Source organism: Pseudomonas mandelii, assembly GCF_024138395.1.
Classification (GTDB): Bacteria; Pseudomonadota; Gammaproteobacteria; order Pseudomonadales; family Pseudomonadaceae; genus Aquipseudomonas; species Aquipseudomonas mandelii_E.
Genome location: NZ_JAMYDU010000002.1, coordinates 41,696 through 58,033, shown reverse-complemented (window position 1 = coordinate 58,033; position 16,338 = coordinate 41,696). Strand labels below are relative to the sequence as shown.

The window sequence follows — 16,338 nt, the reverse complement described above, 5'->3', positions numbered from 1 at the left end:
GCCGGATCAGAAGAAGCTCAACCCCACATGAAACAGCTTTTCCACATCCCGAATATGCTTTTTATCCACAAGGAACAGAATCACATGGTCGCCCGCTTCGATCACTGTGTCGTCGTGGGCGATGATCACTTCTTCGTCGCGGATGATCGCGCCGATGGTGGTCCCCGGCGGCAGGCCGATGTTTTCGATGGCTTTACCGATTACCTTGCTCGACTTCTCATCACCGTGGGCGATGGCTTCGATGGCTTCCGCCGCACCTCGACGCAATGAGTGCACGCTGACGATATCGCCGCGCCGCACGTGGGCCAGCAAGGTGCCGATGGTCGCCAATTGCGGGCTGATGGCGATGTCGATGTCGCCGCCCTGGATCAGGTCGACATAGGCCGGGTTGTTGATGATCGTCATCACCTTCTTCGCGCCCAGGCGCTTGGCGAGCAGCGACGACATGATGTTGGCTTCGTCATCGTTGGTCAGCGCCAGGAAGATGTCGGCGTCGGCGATGTTCTCTTCCATCAACAAGTCGCGGTCGGAGGCACTGCCCTGCAACACCACGGTGCTGTCGAGGGTATCCGAGAGATGGCGGCAGCGGGCCGGGTTCATCTCGATGATCTTCACCTGATAGCGGCTTTCGATGGCCTCGGCCAAACGCTCGCCAATCTGCCCGCCGCCAGCGATGACGATGCGTTTATAGCTCTCGTCGAGACGGCGCATTTCGCTCATCACCGCGCGAATATTCGCTTTGGCGGCGATGAAAAATACTTCGTCGTCGGCCTCGATCACCGTATCGCCCTGGGGCAGGATCGGCCGGTCACGACGGAAAATCGCCGCAACGCGGGTTTCGACGTTCGGCATGTGTTCGCGCAGCTGTCGCAGTTGCTGACCCACCAGCGGACCACCGTAATAGGCTTTCACTGCCACCAGCTGTGCTTTGCCTTCGGCGAAGTCGATGACCTGCAACGCACCCGGATGCTGGATCAGGCGCTTGATGTAGTTGGTAACGACTTGTTCCGGACTGATCAGCACGTCGACCGGAATCGCTTCGTTATCGAACAGTTCGGCGCGGGTCAGGTACGCGGCTTCGCGGACCCGGGCGATCTTGGTGGGCGTGTGGAACAAGGTGTGAGCGACCTGACAGGCCACCATGTTGGTTTCGTCACTGTTGGTCACTGCAACCAACATGTCGGCGTCGTCCGCGCCGGCCTGACGCAGTACCGTTGGCAGCGAACCGCGGCCCTGCACGGTGCGGATGTCCAGCCGATCGCCGAGGTCGCGCAGGCGTTCGCCATCGGTGTCGACCACGGTGATGTCGTTGGCTTCGCTGGCCAGGTGTTCTGCCAGCGAACCGCCGACCTGCCCTGCGCCGAGGATGATGATTTTCATCCAGTCACTCCTTTAAAACCGGTTAACCGCGCGCGGCGGCAATCTTGATCAGCTTGGCGTAGTAGAACCCGTCATGGCCGCCTTCCTGGGCCAGCAACTGACGACCATGGGGCTGCTTGATGCCGGCCTGACTGGCGATGTCGAGTTCACGGGCACCCGGTGTGCGAGCGAGAAACGCTTCGATGACTTCGGTGTTCTCGGTCGGCAGCGTGGAGCAGGTGGCGTAAAGCAGAATGCCGCCCACTTCCAACGTTATCCACAGGGCATCAAGCAGCTCGCTCTGAAGCACCGCCAGCGCGGCGATGTCATCGGGTTGACGGGTCAGTTTGATGTCCGGGTGACGACGAATCACCCCGGTGGCCGAGCACGGGGCGTCCAGCAAAATGCGCTGGAACGGTTTGCCGTCCCACCAGGTCGCGGTGTCGCGGCCGTCGGCGGCGATCAGTACGGCGCTCAGGCCCAGGCGGGCAAGGTTTTCCCGCACCCGCACCAGACGCTTGGCTTCCAGATCCACCGCTACCACGCCGGCCAGTTCAGGCTCGGCCTCAAGGATGTGGCAGGTCTTGCCGCCCGGTGCGCAGCAGGCGTCCAGCACCCGCTGGCCCGGCGCCAGGTCCAGCAGATCGGCGGCCAGTTGCGCGGCTTCGTCCTGCACGCTGATCCAGCCTTCGACGAAACCCGGCAGGCTGCGCACGTCGGCGGCGGCGTCGAGGATGATGCCGTCCCGGCTGTAAACACACGGGGTGGCAGCGATGCCCGCTTCAGTCAGCAACCCGAGATAAGCATCGCGGGTGTGATGGCGACGGTTGACCCGCAAAATCATCGGCGGGTGAGCGTTGTTTGCCGCGCAAATGGCTTCCCACTGCTCAGGCCAGAAGGCTTTGAGGGATTTTTGCAGCCAGCGTGGGTGAGCGGTGCGCACCACCGGGTCGTGTTCCAGCTCGGCCAGCAGCGCTTCGCTTTCCCGTTGGGCGCGGCGCAACACGGCGTTGAGCAAGGCTTTGGCCCACGGCTTTTTCAGTTTGTCGGCGCAACCGACGGTTTCGCCGATGGCGGCATGGGCCGGAACCCGGGTGTAGAGCAGTTGGTAGAGGCCGACCAGCAACAGTGCCTCGACATCAGCATCAGCCGCTTTGAACGGCTTTTGCAGCAACTTGGCCGCGAGCGCCGACAAACGTGGCTGCCAGCGAGCCGTGCCGAACGCCAAGTCCTGGGTGAAGCCGCGATCACGGTCTTCGACCTTGTCCATTTGCGTCGGCAGAGAACTGTTGAGTGAGGCTTTTCCGTTAAGAACAGCGGCCAATGCCTTGGCTGCGGCCAGACGTGGATTCATTGAGCATCCGCCGTTTGACCAAGAACGGTACCGACGGCGAATTTCTCACGACGGCTGTTGAACAAGTCGCTGAAGTTCAGCGCCTTGCCACCGGGCAATTGCAGACGAGTCAGGCATAGTGCCTGTTCACCGCAGGCGACCATCAAACCGTCCTTGCTGGCGCTGAGGATTTCCCCCGGTGCGCCCTGCCCTTCGGCCACGCTTGCAGCCAATACTTTCAGCGCTTCGCTGTTCAGCGTGCTGTGGGTGATCGGCCAGGGATTGAAGGCGCGAACCAGACGCTCCAGCTCAACTGCCGGGCGACGCCAGTCGATGCGTGCTTCGTCCTTGTTCAATTTGTGTGCGTAGGTGGCGAGGCTATCGTCCTGCACTTCGCCTTCCAGAGTGCCTGCAGCCAGGCCGGCAATCGCCTGCACCACGGCCGGTGGGCCCATCTCCGCGAGGCGATCGTGGAGGCTGCCGCCGGTGTCTTCGGCGCTGATCGGCGTGGTGACTTTCAGCAGCATCGGCCCGGTATCCAGACCCAGTTCCATGCGCATCACGGTCACGCCACTTTCGCTGTCGCCCGCTTCAACGGCGCGCTGGATCGGCGCCGCACCGCGCCAGCGTGGCAGCAATGAGGCGTGGCTGTTGATGCAACCCAGACGCGGAATATCCAGCACCACTTGCGGCAGGATCAGGCCGTAGGCGACCACCACCAGCAAGTCCGGTTTCAGTGCGGCGAGTTCAGCCTGAGCGTCTTCGTTGCGCAGGGTTGGCGGTTGCAACACCTGGATGTTGTGCTCCAGAGCCAACTGCTTGACCGGGCTCGGCATCAGCTTCTGCCCACGGCCCGCCGGACGGTCCGGTTGGGTGTAGACCGCAACGATCTCGTAAGGACTGTCGAGCAGGGCCTTGAGGTGTTCGGCGGCGAATTCCGGGGTACCGGCAAAGACAATGCGCAGTGGCTCAGTCATGAAAGCTCTCAATTACAAAGCGTCTTGAAAAGAAAAAGGCTTGCCGCAGCAAGCCTTTGAAAAGAAGGGCATCAAGCGTTCTGGCGATGGAGCTTTTCCAGTTTCTTCTTGATCCGGTCGCGTTTGAGCGTGGACAGGTAATCCACGAACAATTTGCCGTTGAGGTGGTCGCATTCATGCTGGATGCACACCGCGAGCAGGCCTTCGGCGATCAGTTCGTACGGTTGGCCGTCGCGGTCCTGGGCCTTGATCCTGACCTTTTGCGGGCGGTCGACGTTTTCGTAGAACCCCGGCACCGAAAGGCAGCCTTCCTGATACTGCTCCATCTCGTCGGTCAGGGTTTCGAACTCGGGGTTGATGAACACCCGCGGTTCGCTGCGGTCTTCGGAGAGGTCCATCACGACGATACGTTTGTGCACGTTGACCTGGGTCGCGGCGAGGCCGATGCCTGGCGCTTCATACATTGTTTCAAACATGTCATCGACCAACTGACGCACTTCGTCGTCCACTACGGCCACGGGTTTGGCGATAGTGCGCAGGCGCGAGTCGGGGAATTCGAGGATGTCTAAAATGGCCATAAGCTCAATTGCTGCACGTGTGAGGTAAAGTCGGGTCGATGGCCTGGCAGGTCCGAAGATGCAGGCTACCGTTGTGAACGTAGCTTCCGGCTTTTCAATAATGAGCCGGAAGCGAGCCACGAGGGCTCTGGCGTTTCACGCGAACGTACATAATAAAGGGATTCACGGCATGAGGAAATCACTACTCGCCTTGCTCCTTCTGGCCTCGGCCGGTTTTGCGCACGGGCAAGTGCAACTCAGGGAAGGTTTTCCACAGCAATACACCGTGGTGGCAGGGGACACACTCTGGGACATTTCCGCTAAATACCTGCGTGAACCGTGGGAGTGGCCGCAGCTTTGGCAGGCCAATCCACAGATCGAAAACCCCAATCTCATCTATCCCGGCGATACGCTGTCGCTGGTCTACGTCAACGGTCAGCCACGCCTGACCCTCTATCGCGGCGCTTCCCGGGGCACCATCAAGCTTTCGCCACGAATCCGCAGCTCGCCGGTGGCCGATGCGATTCCGAGCATTCCGCTGAAATCGATCAACAGCTTTCTGTTGAGCAATCGCATCGTCGACAAGGCAGAGGATTTCGACAAGGCACCCTACATCGTCGCCGGCGACGCCGAACGGGTGCTCAGCGGCACCGGTGATCGGATATTCGCCCGGGGCCATTTCGACCCGGCACAACCGGTGTACGGCATCTTCCGTCAGGGCAAGGTGTACACCGATCCGCAGAGCAAGGAGTTTCTGGGGATCAACGCCGACGACATCGGTGGCGGCGAGATCATTGCCACTGAAGGCGACGTCGCCACCCTGGCCCTGCAACGCACCACACAGGAAGTGCGACTCGGCGACCGGCTGTTCAGCGGTGAAGAGCGCTCGATCAATTCGACCTTCATGCCCAGTGCGCCAACAACCGACATCAACGGCTTGATCATCGATGTGCCGCGTGGGGTCACCCAAATCGGCGCGCTGGATGTCGTGACGCTGAACAAGGGCCAGCGCGATGGTCTGGCCGAAGGCAATGTGCTGGTGGTGATGAAAACCGGTGAAACCGTGCGTGACCGGATCACCGGTCAGCCATTGAAAATTCCCGACGAGCGGGCCGGTTTACTGATGGTCTTTCGCACCTACGACAAGCTCAGCTACGGGCTTGTCCTTAACGCATCGCGCTCTCTGGCGGTGCTGGACAAGGTACGAAATCCTTAAGCCTGCTCACAAGTTACCAACAGAGTTATCCACAGCTTATTCCCGATTCGACGGGACTCTATAACGATCAAGGATGATCCATGTCGCTGTCTGCCTGTACGTCTGTTTCCCCTGCGGAACTGGAAGCCCGTTTACGCCTGCACCGTTTGCCGGAACTCGGCCCTGCGCGTTTCAAGAAATTGCTTGAGGCCTTCGGCTCTGCCTCCAAAGCCATCAGCGCACCGGCCAGTGCCTGGCGTGCATTGGGCCTGCCACTCGCTTGCGCGGAAGCCCGGCGCTCCAGCGAAATTCGTGACGGCGCCAGTCACGCATTGGCCTGGTTAGAGCGCCCGGGCCAGCATTTACTGATGTGGGACCAACCTGACTACCCCGCGTTGCTGGCGCAAATCAGTGATGCGCCGCCACTGTTATTCGTCGCGGGCGATCCGGGGATTCTGGAAAAACCACAGCTGGCGATGGTCGGCAGCCGTCGTGCTTCGCGACCGGGCATGGACACTGCCGCCGCGTTTTCGCGCACTCTGGCTGGCGCCGGTTTTGTTATCACCAGCGGTTTGGCCCTGGGTATCGATGCTGCCGCGCATCAGGCGGCTCTGGACGTTGGCGGGCAAACGGTCGGCGTGCTTGGCACGGGGCTGGAAAATTTTTATCCACAGCGCAATCGGCGGCTGGCAGACGCCATGATCACTTCAGGAAGCGCGGTACTTTCGGAGTTCCCGCTGGACGCCGGCCCTTCTCCCAGCAATTTCCCCCGGCGCAATCGAATCATCAGCGGTTTGTCCCTCGGCGTGCTCGTGGTCGAGGCGAGTGTTGCCAGTGGTTCATTGATCACCGCGAGGCTGGCGGCGGAACAGGGGCGTGAGGTGTATGCGATTCCGGGATCGATCCACCACCCCGGGGCAAAGGGCTGCCATCAGCTGATCCGCGACGGCGCGGTGCTGGTGGAAACCATCGAGCACATCCTCGAAGCCTTGCGCGGCTGGCAACGGCTGCCGTTATCCACGGAAACACCGCAGGCGACAGAGACTCATCCGCTGCTCATATTGCTCCATGCGGCGCCCCATACCAGCGAAGCCTTGGCGATCACCAGCGGCTGGGCGTTGTCGAAAGTGTTGGCGGCGCTGACGGAACTGGAAATGGACGGCCGTGCGGTCTGTGAAAGCGGCCGCTGGCTTGCGCGGGGACGCTAGGTTTTACAGGGAAGATCGGTAAACTGCGCAGAGCCTTATTCCGGAGAGTCTTTCATGGTTAACAGTTGGCGTGTGCAACAAGCCGCACGAGAAATTCGCGCCGGGGCGGTCATTGCCTATCCAACCGAAGCTGTCTGGGGCCTGGGTTGCGACCCGTGGGACGAAGAGGCGGTCTATCGTCTGCTGGCGATCAAGGGACGGTCTGTGGATAAAGGCCTGATTCTGGTGGCCGACAATATTCGCCAGTTCGACTTCCTCTTCGAAGACTTCCCTGAATTGTGGATGGACCGTATGGCCAGCACCTGGCCTGGCCCCAACACCTGGCTGGTGCCGCATCAAAATATGTTGCCCCAGTGGATTACCGGTGTGCACGAAACCGTGGCGTTGCGGGTTAGCGATCACCCGTTGGTGCGGGATTTGTGTGCGTTGGTCGGGCCATTGGTGTCGACCTCGGCCAACCCTCAGGGGCGGCCGGCGGCGCGGACGCGGCTTCGCGTGGAGCAGTATTTCCGTGGTCAGATTGATTGGGTGCTGGGCGGTAATCTGGGTGGACGGAAGAATCCGAGCGTGATTCGCGATCTGGCCACCGGCCATGTTGTGCGCCCGGATTAATACCGCGTCATCGTTCATCGCGGGCAAGCCTCGCTCCCACAGGTCCGAGTCGTATGCAAATTATGTGAACGACCGAAATCCTGTGGGAGCGGGCTTGCCCGCGATGGCGTCCTCAAGGTAACAAAACGGTCGACCCCGTCGTACGCCGCGCCGACAATTCGGTCTGTGCTTTCGCCGCTTCAGCCAATGGATAGCGCTGACTGATGTCCACCTTCAACTTGCCGCTGATGATCATCTCAAACAGCTCATCGGCCATGCTTTGCAGGTTTTCAGCGTTGTTGGCGTAGGTCGCCAGGGTCGGCCGGGTCACGTACAGCGAACCCTTCGCTGCCAAAATCCCCAGATTCACGCCATCCACCGCGCCCGACGCATTACCGAAACTCACCACCAGCCCCCGAGGCGCGACGCTGTCGAGCGATGTCAGCCAAGTATCTTTGCCTACACCGTCGTACACCACCGGCACTTTTTTACCGTCAGTCAATTCCAGCACGCGTTGTGCGACGTTTTCATGGCTGTAATTGATGGTCGCCCAGGCACCATTGGCTTCCGCCAGCGCGGCTTTCTCGGCTGAACTGACCGTGCCAATCAGCCTCACGCCCAAGGCCTTGGCCCATTGGCAGGCCAGGGAACCGACGCCGCCGGCCGCAGCGTGGAATAGAATGGTTTCGCCACCCTTGAGTTCATACGTCTGACGCAGCAAGTACTGTACGGTCAGGCCTTTGAGCATCACGCCGGCGGCCTGTTCGAAGCTGATGGCGTCCGGCAGATGTACCAGATTGGCTTCCGGCAAGACATGAACGTCGCTATAAGCGCCCAATGGGCCACTGCCGTACGCCACGCGATCGCCGATCTTGAAGCGGGTGACTTCGCTTCCGACTGCTTCGACCACGCCCGCGCCTTCAGCGCCCAGGCCCGACGGCAGGGATGGCGGCGCATACAGGCCACTGCGGTAATAAGTGTCGATGAAGTTCAGGCCGATGGCCTTGTTGGCCACGCGTACCTGCAGCGGGCCGGGCTCGGCGGGTTGGTAGTCCACGTATTCGAGCACTTCGGGGCCGCCATGGGCGCGAAACTGGATACGCTTTGCCATCTGCACTCTCCTTGGGTCTTGGCTTCTAGAGTTGTAGCGCGAAAGCGTTCTATCGAACTCCTAAGCTTGACCTTCGTCAACTGCGACGGCACAAGGTGCAGTGTTATCCTACGCAGCAATTTGCCGCCGGCCTGTAAGAGCGCCGCGTAGCTTTGCCCGATTCAAGGTGATGCCATGACTACCCGCACCGAGGCCGTAAAAGCCTACCTGCTCGACCTGCAAGACCGCATTTGCGTTGCCCTGGAAGCTGAAGACGGCGGCGCGCGTTTCGTCGAAGACGCCTGGACCCGCCCTGCCGGCGGTGGCGGTCGCACCCGGGTGATCGAAAACGGCGCGGTCATCGAAAAGGGCGGCGTCAACTTTTCCCACGTCTTTGGCAGCGGTCTTCCACCCTCCGCCAGCGCTCATCGGCCAGAACTGGCCGGCCGAGGCTTCGAAGCTTTGGGCGTGTCGCTGGTGATTCACCCGCACAACCCGCATGTGCCGACGTCCCACGCCAATGTGCGCTTTTTCATCGCTGAAAAAGAAGGTGAAGAGCCGGTCTGGTGGTTCGGTGGCGGCTTCGACCTGACCCCTTATTACGGTAATGAAGAAGATTGCGTGCACTGGCACCGCGTCGCCGAACAGGCCTGCGCGCCGTTCGGCCCGGACGTCTACCCGCGCTATAAAGCCTGGTGCGACAGTTACTTCCACATCAAGCATCGCCACGAGCCGCGTGGCATCGGCGGCCTGTTTTTCGATGACTTGAACGAGTGGGACTTCGACACCAGCTTTGCCTTCATGCGCGCCATCGGCGATGCGTTCATCGACGCGTACCTGCCCATCGTGCATCGCCGCAAGAACGATGCGTTCACGGCCAAACAACGTGAATTCCAGGAGTTTCGCCGTGGCCGTTACGTCGAATTCAACCTGGTCTATGACCGCGGCACGCTGTTCGGCCTGCAATCGGGTGGGCGTACCGAGTCGATTCTGATGTCGCTGCCACCGCAAGTGCGCTGGGCCTACGACTGGAAAGCCGAGCCGGGCAGTGAAGAAGCGCGCCTGACCGAGTACTTCCTGCAAGACCGCGATTGGTTGGCCAAGGCCTGAACGAGGAGTTCTGATGGATCGTTACGTCGTATTCGGTAACCCGATTGGCCACAGCAAATCGCCGCTGATCCACCGTTTGTTCGCCGAGCAGACCGGGCAAAAACTGGACTACAGCACTTTGCTGGCACCCCTCGATGATTTTTCCGGCTGTGCCCAGGCATTTTTCCGCGAAGGGCGTGGGGCGAATGTGACGGTGCCGTTCAAGGAAGATGCCTATCGTTTGGCGAACAGCTTGACCCAGCGAGCTCAGCGGGCCGGCGCGGTGAATACCCTGAGCAAACTGGCTGATGGCACGCTGCTCGGCGACAACACCGACGGCGCCGGATTGGTGCGGGACCTGACGGTCAACGCCGGATTCAGCCTTGCGGGCAAACGCATCCTGCTGCTTGGGGCCGGCGGTGCGGTGCGCGGTGCGCTCGAGCCGCTGCTGGCGGAGCAACCGGCGTCGGTGATTATCGCCAACCGCACGGTGGAAAAAGCCGAATTGCTGGCGGAGTTGTTCGCGGATTTGGGGCCGGTGTCGGCCAGCGGTTTCGATTGGTTGCAAGAGCCAGTGGACCTGATCATCAACGCTACATCCGCCAGTCTGTCAGGCGATGTACCGCCGATCGCCAGCAGTTTGATCGAGCCGGGCAAGACGGTTTGCTACGACATGATGTACGGCAAGGACCCGACTTCGTTCTGCCGCTGGGCCAGCGAGCACGGTGCGGCGGTGGCGATGGATGGCTTGGGAATGCTGGCCGAGCAGGCGGCGGAAGCTTTTTACCTGTGGCGCGGTGTGCGCCCGGATACAGCGCCAGTGCTGGCCGAACTCCGCCGCCAGCTCGCAGCATAATCCCCTGTAGGAGCGAGGCTTGCCCGCGAAGAACGATGATGCGGTATGCCTGAATCACTGCGGCGCTCCCTTCGCGGGCAAGCCTCGCTCCTACAGGGTTGTGTATCAATCTTCGAATCGAATCGGACATTTCTCCGCGCCTTCGAGCTTCCTCAATTCTTCCACCACCTGCGGTCGTGCCCGCCGCAGGGTCAGGCTGCGATCCTGGCGCAGCAGCCGTCGCGCTTCCTGATGCAGCATTTCCACGCCCGAATAATCGATGAAGTTGATCTGCTGCGCCTCGATCACCACCCGCGCCCCGTGCATCCGTTGCAAACGCACTTGCAGGTAATGGCTGGCGCCGAAAAAGATCGAACCGCCGACTCTCAGAATGTCTTCGTCGCCCTCACGCCAATGTTGCACCCGAGGTTGCGAGGTGCGTTTGAGGTAGAAGAACAGCGACGCCAGCACCCCGGCGTAGATCGCTGTTTGCAACTCCAGCAACAGCGTCGCGACACAGGTCAGCGCCATGACCAAAAACTCGGCACGGCTGACCCGCAACAAGGCGCGAATGCCGCGATGGTCGACCAATCCCCAGGCGATCAACAAAATGCTGCCGGCCATGGCCGGGATCGGAATGTGCGCGATCAATACCGCGCCGAAGATAGCGAACAACGCCACCCACACCGCTGAAAAAACCCCCGCCAACGGTGAGCAGGCTCCGGCGTCATAACTCAGGGCCGAGCGGGTGAAGGAACCGGCAGACAGTGAGCCGGAAAAAAACGCACCGACCATGTTCGAGAAACCCTGGGCGCGGACTTCTTGATTGGCGTCGAGCAACTGCTGCGAGCGTGCCGACAAGGAGCGGGCAATCGACAGGCTGGTCACCAGCCCGAGCATCCCAACCGCCACCGCGCTGGGCAGCAGACGCAACACCAGGTCCAGATCCAGCGGCAGCGGGCTGAAGGGCGGCAGCCGCCCGACAAAGGCACTGACCAATTGCACATGACCGAACATCGCTGGCCACAGCCACACCAACAAGCCGCTCAAGGCCAGAGCGATCAACAGCGTCGGCCAGCGCGGCAACAGCAGTTTCAACACGATGCCCACCACCACCGTGGCCAGGCCCAGTACCAGTGAGGGTTTGTCCACCTCACCGAGATGACTGAACAGCAGCATCAGGCTGTTCAGCGCCGTGGCCTGGTTGGGCACATCCAGCCCCAGCAAGTTCGGCAGTTGCCCAATGGCAATCACCACCGCTGCGCCGAGGGTGAAGCCCAGCACCACCGAATGAGAGACGAAATTCACCAAGGCGCCGAAACGCAGCAAACCCAGCAACCACTGGAAAATGCCCGCAAGGAATGTCAGAAGCAGGATCAGCGTGACGTAGTCCTGCGATGCGGGGACAGCCAGAGGACTGACGCTGGCGTACAGGACGATGGAAATGGCCGCCGTAGGACCACAGATCAAATGCCACGACGAACCCCACAGGCAAGCGATCAGCACCGGAATAATCGCGGCGTACAAGCCATATTCGGGTGGGAGCCCGGCAATCAGGGCGTAGGCAATCGATTGTGGCAACGCGAGAATCGCACCGCTCAGGCCGACAATCAGGTCACGACCGACGCTGGCGCGGGTTTGCCGGGGCAACCAGGTCAGGAAGGGAAAGAGTGAATGGCGGCTGGGGAAGGCCATGGGTCCTCTCGGGCAGGGTTTTACGGAAGAGTATCAGGACCGACGCTGATCATTCCCACGCTCTGCGTGGGAATGCCGCCATGGACGCTCTGCGTCCGCTTCGGGATGTGACGCGGAGCGTCACGGGATGCATTCCCACGCGGAGCGTGGGAACGATCAAACCCTTACAACTTGGCTTTCACGGCCGGCAACGCATCCTTCCCGTCCACGGTCTTCACCCCGTCCAGCCACTTATCCAGCACCGCCGGATTGGCCTTGATCCACGCCTTGGCCGCCGCGGCATTGCTGACCTTTTTGTTCACCACCTCGGCCATGATGCTGTTCTCCATTTCCTGGGTAAAACTCAGGTTGGTGAGCAGCTTGCCGACATTCGGGCAGGCCTGTGCATAACCTTTGCGGGTCAGTGTATAAACGCTGCCGGTGTCACCGAAGTACTTCTCGCCGCCCTTCAGGTAATGCATTTTCAGCTGCACGTTCATCGGGTGTGGGGTCCAGCCGAGGAAGGTCACGAACTTCTGTTTCTTCACTGCGCGAGACACTTCAGCCAGCATCGCCTGTTCACTGGACTCAATCAGCTTCCACTGACCCAGATCGAAGTCGTTCTTCTTGATGATCTCTTGCAGCGAAATGTTCGCCGGGGCACCGGAGCCGATGCCATAAATCTTCTTGTCGAACTTGTCGGCAAACTTGTTCAAGTCGTTAAAGTTATGCACACCCGCGTCCCAAACGTAATCCGGGACCGCCAGCGTGAACTCGGTGCCGTCGAGGTTCTTCGCCAGTTGAGTAACGTCGCCGTTGGCCACGAACTTGTCATAGAAGCCTTGCTGCGCCGGCATCCAGTTACCAAGGAATACATCCACTTGGCCATCCTTCAGACCGCCAAAGATGATCGGCACTGCCAGCGTGTCGACCTTGGCCTTGTAGCCCATGCCGTCCAGCAGAAACCCGGTGATGGCGTTGGTTGCAGCGATGTCGCTCCAGCCAGGGTCGGCCATTTTCACCGTCTCGCAGCCTTGCTCGGCATAAGCCGAGGCGCTGCCCAGAGCCAGAAGCCCGACCGTCAGTACTGTGGATAACCTTTGCATGGACTTCCCCTTAACATTATTGGTTTTGGCAGGGTTGTGGATAACGTGCTTTACGTTCCAGATCGTCTAGGTCGATATGGTTGCGCATGTACTGCTGGCTGGCGTCCACCAGTGGCTGGTGATCCCAGCTCTTCAGCTTGCCGATGGTCAGGGCGTCGGCGACGAAACGCCGGCGTCGCTGACTGGCGAGCACCTGTTGGTGGATCGCCGGAATATCCCATTTGGCCCGCGCTTCGGCGAGAAACGCCTCGAAAAGCTGCTGATATTGCGGCGACTGGCTGAGTTCTTCCTGTTCCTTCGGATCGTTATGTACATCGAAGAGTAGGCAAGGGTCGTCTTCGCTGTAGATGAATTTGTAGGCGCCACGGCGAATCATCATCAACGGGCTGATGGTGCCTTCGGCCATATACTCGCCGAACACCTCGTCGTGACCGCCCTGCCCTTGCAGATGCGAAACCAGCGAGCGGCCGTCCAGCGGCAGACCCGGCTCCAGTGAGCCGCCGGCCAATTCCACAAAGGTCGGCAGCAGGTCAGCGGTTGAAACCGCCCCGCTAACTCGGCCAGCGCCGAATTGCCCCGGTGCGCTGATCAGCAGCGGTACACGGGCAGCCATTTCGAACCAGTGCATTTTGTACCAGAGGCCGCGCTCGCCAAGCATGTCGCCGTGGTCACCCGAGAATACGATGATGGTGTCATCGATCAGGCCGGTTTCCTCGAGTGTTTGCAGAAGTTTGCCGACGTTACTGTCGATATAGCTACATGCCCCGAAGTAGGCGCGGCGCGCGTCGCGAATCTTATCCACAGGCAGCGGCTTGTCCCACAGGTCATAGACTTTGAGCAGACGCTGGGAGTGCGGATCGAGTTGATCCTGTGCAGGTGTCTGGGGCAAAGGGATGTCGGCGTTGTCGTACATATCCCAGAAAGCTTTGGGAATCGTGTACGGGTCGTGTGGGTGAGTCATCGATACGGTCAGGCAGAACGGCTGCTCGCCATCCTCGCGGATGTGATCGAACAGGTATTGCTGGGCCTTGAACACCACCTCTTCATCGAAATCCAGCTGATTGGTGCGTACGCATGGCCCGGCTTGCAGCACCGACGACATGTTGTGGTACCAGGTTGGCCGCACGTCCGGCTCATCCCAGTTCACCGACCAACCGTAATCGGCCGGATAGATGTCGCTGGTCAGACGTTCTTCATAGCCGTGCAACTGGTCCGGACCGCAGAAATGCATCTTGCCCGACAGCGCGGTACGGTAGCCGAGACGCCGCAGGTAATGGGCGTAGGTCGGAACATCGGCGGGGAAGTCGGCCGCATTATCATAGGCGCCGATCTTGCTCGGCAATTGACCGCTGACCAGAGTGAAACGCGACGGCGCGCAAAGGGGGCTATTGCAATAAGCAGCGTCGAACACCACGCCTTCGGCGGCGAGGCGGCTGAGATTCGGCAGTTTGATAGGCGAAGGACCGTAGAACGGCAACATTGGCGCGGCCATTTGATCGGCCATGATGAAAAGAATATTTTTGCGCTTCATGTGATCGCGGCATTCCATAGTGGATATTTATGCGAGAGTGCTGTGATCGAGCATGGAGTCCATAATCTTTGTGGTAAAGCCCATGCCAGGCAATGACTAGGATAAGCACAGCTTATGTATGACGCCCTCGGTGATTTGTCTTTGGACCTGCTGCGTGCTTTTGAAGCCGCAGCCCGGCAACGCAGCTTCACCGCCGCCGCAGTGGAGCTCGGCACCACGCAACCGGCCATCAGCCAGCAGATCAAGCGGTTGGAAGAACAGCTCGCGACACGGTTGTTCGATCGTATTTATCGCGGTATCGAGCTGACTGAAGCCGGGACTATTCTGTTCGAGCAAGTTCAGCTCGGTTTGCAGAATATCGATGCAGGATTAAGCGCAATCAGCGCACAGCAACAGCATGAAGTGTTGCAGGTGGCCACCGACTTCGCCTTCGCCGCGTACTGGCTGATGCCGCGTCTGCACCGCTTCCATACCGCCAACCCTCAAGTGGACGTCAGCCTGGTCACCAGCGAACGCAGCCATAACATGCTGCGAACCGATATCGATGTGGCGGTGCTGTTCGGCGATGGCCGGTTCAAGCAAGGCGAGAGCCACTGGCTGTTCAGCGAAGAGGTGTTTCCGGTGTGCAGCCCGCTGCTATTGAAGGACCGTCCCCTGCCCTTGCCGGCTCAGGCATTGCTGGAATTTCCGCTGCTGCACCTGCGAGGCGAAAACAGCAGCAACTGGTTCGACTGGAGCGGTGTGTTTCGCGAACTGGGAATCACCTCGGCCCCAGCGCCGGGGCAACTGCGCTTCGACAATTACACCTTGCTGATTCAAGCGGCGATTGGCGGTCAAGGCGTTGCGATCGGGTGGCGGCACCTTGTGGATAACTTGTTGGCGCAAGGGCTGTTGTGTCGCCCGATTGCCGACACGGTGATTTCCAGGCTGGGTTATTACGTGGTCCTGCCCCAGCGCAAACGGCGTGGGGCATTGATTCAGCTATTTGTGGATTGGTTGATGGCGGAACAGGCCAGCAGCGCGCAATCGCTCAATGGTCTCCCGTTGCCTTCGATTGCGGTGTAAACGGGTTCGGACGATCTTTACGATTCCGAAGTCCCGACAAAACTCACATGCTCACCAACATGCAGGTTCAGGTGCAGCTCATCGGCAATCCCCACCGCTACCCTGTTCAGCCGTTCCAGCGCGGCGGCCAGACCAGGTTCCAGGCTACTGCTGACGTGACTGAAATGCTCGATGGTCAACCCGGGCACGCGGCGTGGTGCATTCACCATAGTCCAGTGCAAAGAACTGCTTTGCAGAGCCTCGCGAATTTCTTCGGCGGCGTGGCGTTGCAACGGGTCTTCTATTTCAGGGTCGTCCAGCACCTCGAAATCGCCCACCACAAACAGGCGGGCAATGCCTGCGGCTTGCATGCCGTCGATCAGTGCATCCACCGCCAGCACCTCTTCGACCGGGCCGGGCACAAAGGATTTTTCGATGTGTTCACTGTTCATCGGCAACCCTGGCGCATCGAGCAGGCAGATCACCGCCGAACAGCCGGCCACGCTTTGTTTGATCCGCTTGGCATCGAACAGGTTGCCGGTCTTGGTGCGCAAACCTGGCCGCGGTGCTAGCGCGGTCAGGTCATCGAGAATCGCGATCACTTCATGCTGGCGCCGCAGCATTTCCGCCATCAGCGCACTGCCCAGGCTACTCATGGCACCATAAAGCACTACCTTCACCACCGGGGTTTCGGCATTTTTCATGGCCGTGCTCCCTGTTTTCTTGCATATATGGTGTGTGACCTGCGG

General features: G+C 60.2%; 15 protein-coding genes. 6 read left to right on the top strand and 9 right to left on the bottom strand.

The features are described 5' to 3' along the window. Window positions 1-6: 6 nt before the first annotated feature. From trkA to def, 4 genes are all read right to left on the bottom strand, one after another. Window positions 7-1,380: a Trk system potassium transporter TrkA gene (gene trkA / locus NHU87_RS03640; RefSeq protein ID WP_253545735.1), complete on the bottom strand. Its 1,374-nt coding sequence runs from the start codon at window positions 1,378-1,380 to the stop codon at window positions 7-9. A gap of 22 nt (window positions 1,381-1,402) precedes the next feature. Beyond that, entirely contained in the window at window positions 1,403-2,713 is a 1,311-nt protein-coding gene (rsmB, locus tag NHU87_RS03635; protein WP_253545733.1) for a 16S rRNA (cytosine(967)-C(5))-methyltransferase RsmB, read from the bottom strand. Then, window positions 2,710-3,669: a methionyl-tRNA formyltransferase gene (fmt, locus tag NHU87_RS03630; RefSeq protein ID WP_253545731.1), complete on the bottom strand. Its 960-nt coding sequence runs from the start codon at window positions 3,667-3,669 to the stop codon at window positions 2,710-2,712. The genes rsmB and fmt overlap by 4 nt, the downstream gene beginning before the upstream one ends. Before the next feature lie 71 nt (window positions 3,670-3,740). Next, entirely contained in the window at window positions 3,741-4,247 is a 507-nt protein-coding gene (def, locus tag NHU87_RS03625; RefSeq protein WP_253545729.1) for a peptide deformylase, read from the bottom strand. 169 nt (window positions 4,248-4,416) lie between these two features. On the opposite strand from def, the gene NHU87_RS03620 reads away from it, so the two are divergent. The 3 genes from NHU87_RS03620 to NHU87_RS03610 all read left to right on the top strand — a co-directional run bounded on the left by NHU87_RS03620 (window position 4,417) and on the right by NHU87_RS03610 (window position 7,241). Beyond that, window positions 4,417-5,442 (top strand): LysM peptidoglycan-binding domain-containing protein, encoded by a 1,026-nt coding sequence (locus NHU87_RS03620; protein WP_253545727.1) that lies wholly within the window; start codon window positions 4,417-4,419, stop codon window positions 5,440-5,442. 80 nt (window positions 5,443-5,522) lie between these two features. Next, complete coding sequence (gene dprA / locus NHU87_RS03615; RefSeq protein WP_253545725.1) at window positions 5,523-6,629, top strand: DNA-processing protein DprA; 1,107 nt, start codon at window positions 5,523-5,525, stop codon at window positions 6,627-6,629. A gap of 54 nt (window positions 6,630-6,683) precedes the next feature. Beyond that, a complete protein-coding gene (locus NHU87_RS03610; protein ID WP_253545723.1) occupies window positions 6,684-7,241 on the top strand; it encodes an L-threonylcarbamoyladenylate synthase in 558 nt (185 codons plus the stop codon). A gap of 112 nt (window positions 7,242-7,353) precedes the next feature. Here the strand turns inward: NHU87_RS03610 and NHU87_RS03605 are convergent, their stop codons facing one another. Further along, entirely contained in the window at window positions 7,354-8,331 is a 978-nt protein-coding gene (locus NHU87_RS03605; RefSeq protein ID WP_253545721.1) for an NADPH:quinone reductase, read from the bottom strand. Between the two features lie 174 nt (window positions 8,332-8,505). On the opposite strand from NHU87_RS03605, the gene hemF reads away from it, so the two are divergent. Then, window positions 8,506-9,420, top strand: coding sequence for an oxygen-dependent coproporphyrinogen oxidase (hemF, locus tag NHU87_RS03600; protein ID WP_253545719.1), 915 nt, complete (start codon window positions 8,506-8,508; stop codon window positions 9,418-9,420). Between the two features lie 13 nt (window positions 9,421-9,433). After that, a complete protein-coding gene (aroE, locus tag NHU87_RS03595) occupies window positions 9,434-10,255 on the top strand; it encodes a shikimate dehydrogenase (RefSeq protein ID WP_253545717.1) in 822 nt (273 codons plus the stop codon). Between the two features lie 105 nt (window positions 10,256-10,360). On the opposite strand, the gene NHU87_RS03590 is transcribed toward aroE, so the two are convergent. From NHU87_RS03590 to betC, 3 genes are all read right to left on the bottom strand, one after another. Continuing rightward, entirely contained in the window at window positions 10,361-11,929 is a 1,569-nt protein-coding gene (locus NHU87_RS03590) for a SulP family inorganic anion transporter (protein ID WP_253545715.1), read from the bottom strand. Between the two features lie 164 nt (window positions 11,930-12,093). Then, complete coding sequence (gene choX / locus NHU87_RS03585) at window positions 12,094-13,014, bottom strand: choline ABC transporter substrate-binding protein (RefSeq protein ID WP_253545713.1); 921 nt, start codon at window positions 13,012-13,014, stop codon at window positions 12,094-12,096. A gap of 16 nt (window positions 13,015-13,030) precedes the next feature. Further along, window positions 13,031-14,545, bottom strand: coding sequence for a choline-sulfatase (gene betC / locus NHU87_RS03580; RefSeq protein WP_253545711.1), 1,515 nt, complete (start codon window positions 14,543-14,545; stop codon window positions 13,031-13,033). Window positions 14,546-14,659: 114 nt separating this feature from the next. On the opposite strand from betC, the gene NHU87_RS03575 reads away from it, so the two are divergent. Further along, window positions 14,660-15,610: a choline sulfate utilization transcriptional regulator gene (locus tag NHU87_RS03575; protein WP_123720082.1), complete on the top strand. Its 951-nt coding sequence runs from the start codon at window positions 14,660-14,662 to the stop codon at window positions 15,608-15,610. A gap of 17 nt (window positions 15,611-15,627) precedes the next feature. Here NHU87_RS03575 and NHU87_RS03570 read toward each other — a convergent pair whose 3' ends face one another. Continuing rightward, window positions 15,628-16,293, bottom strand: coding sequence for an NAD(P)-dependent oxidoreductase (locus NHU87_RS03570; RefSeq protein ID WP_253545709.1), 666 nt, complete (start codon window positions 16,291-16,293; stop codon window positions 15,628-15,630). Window positions 16,294-16,338 lie beyond the last annotated feature (45 nt).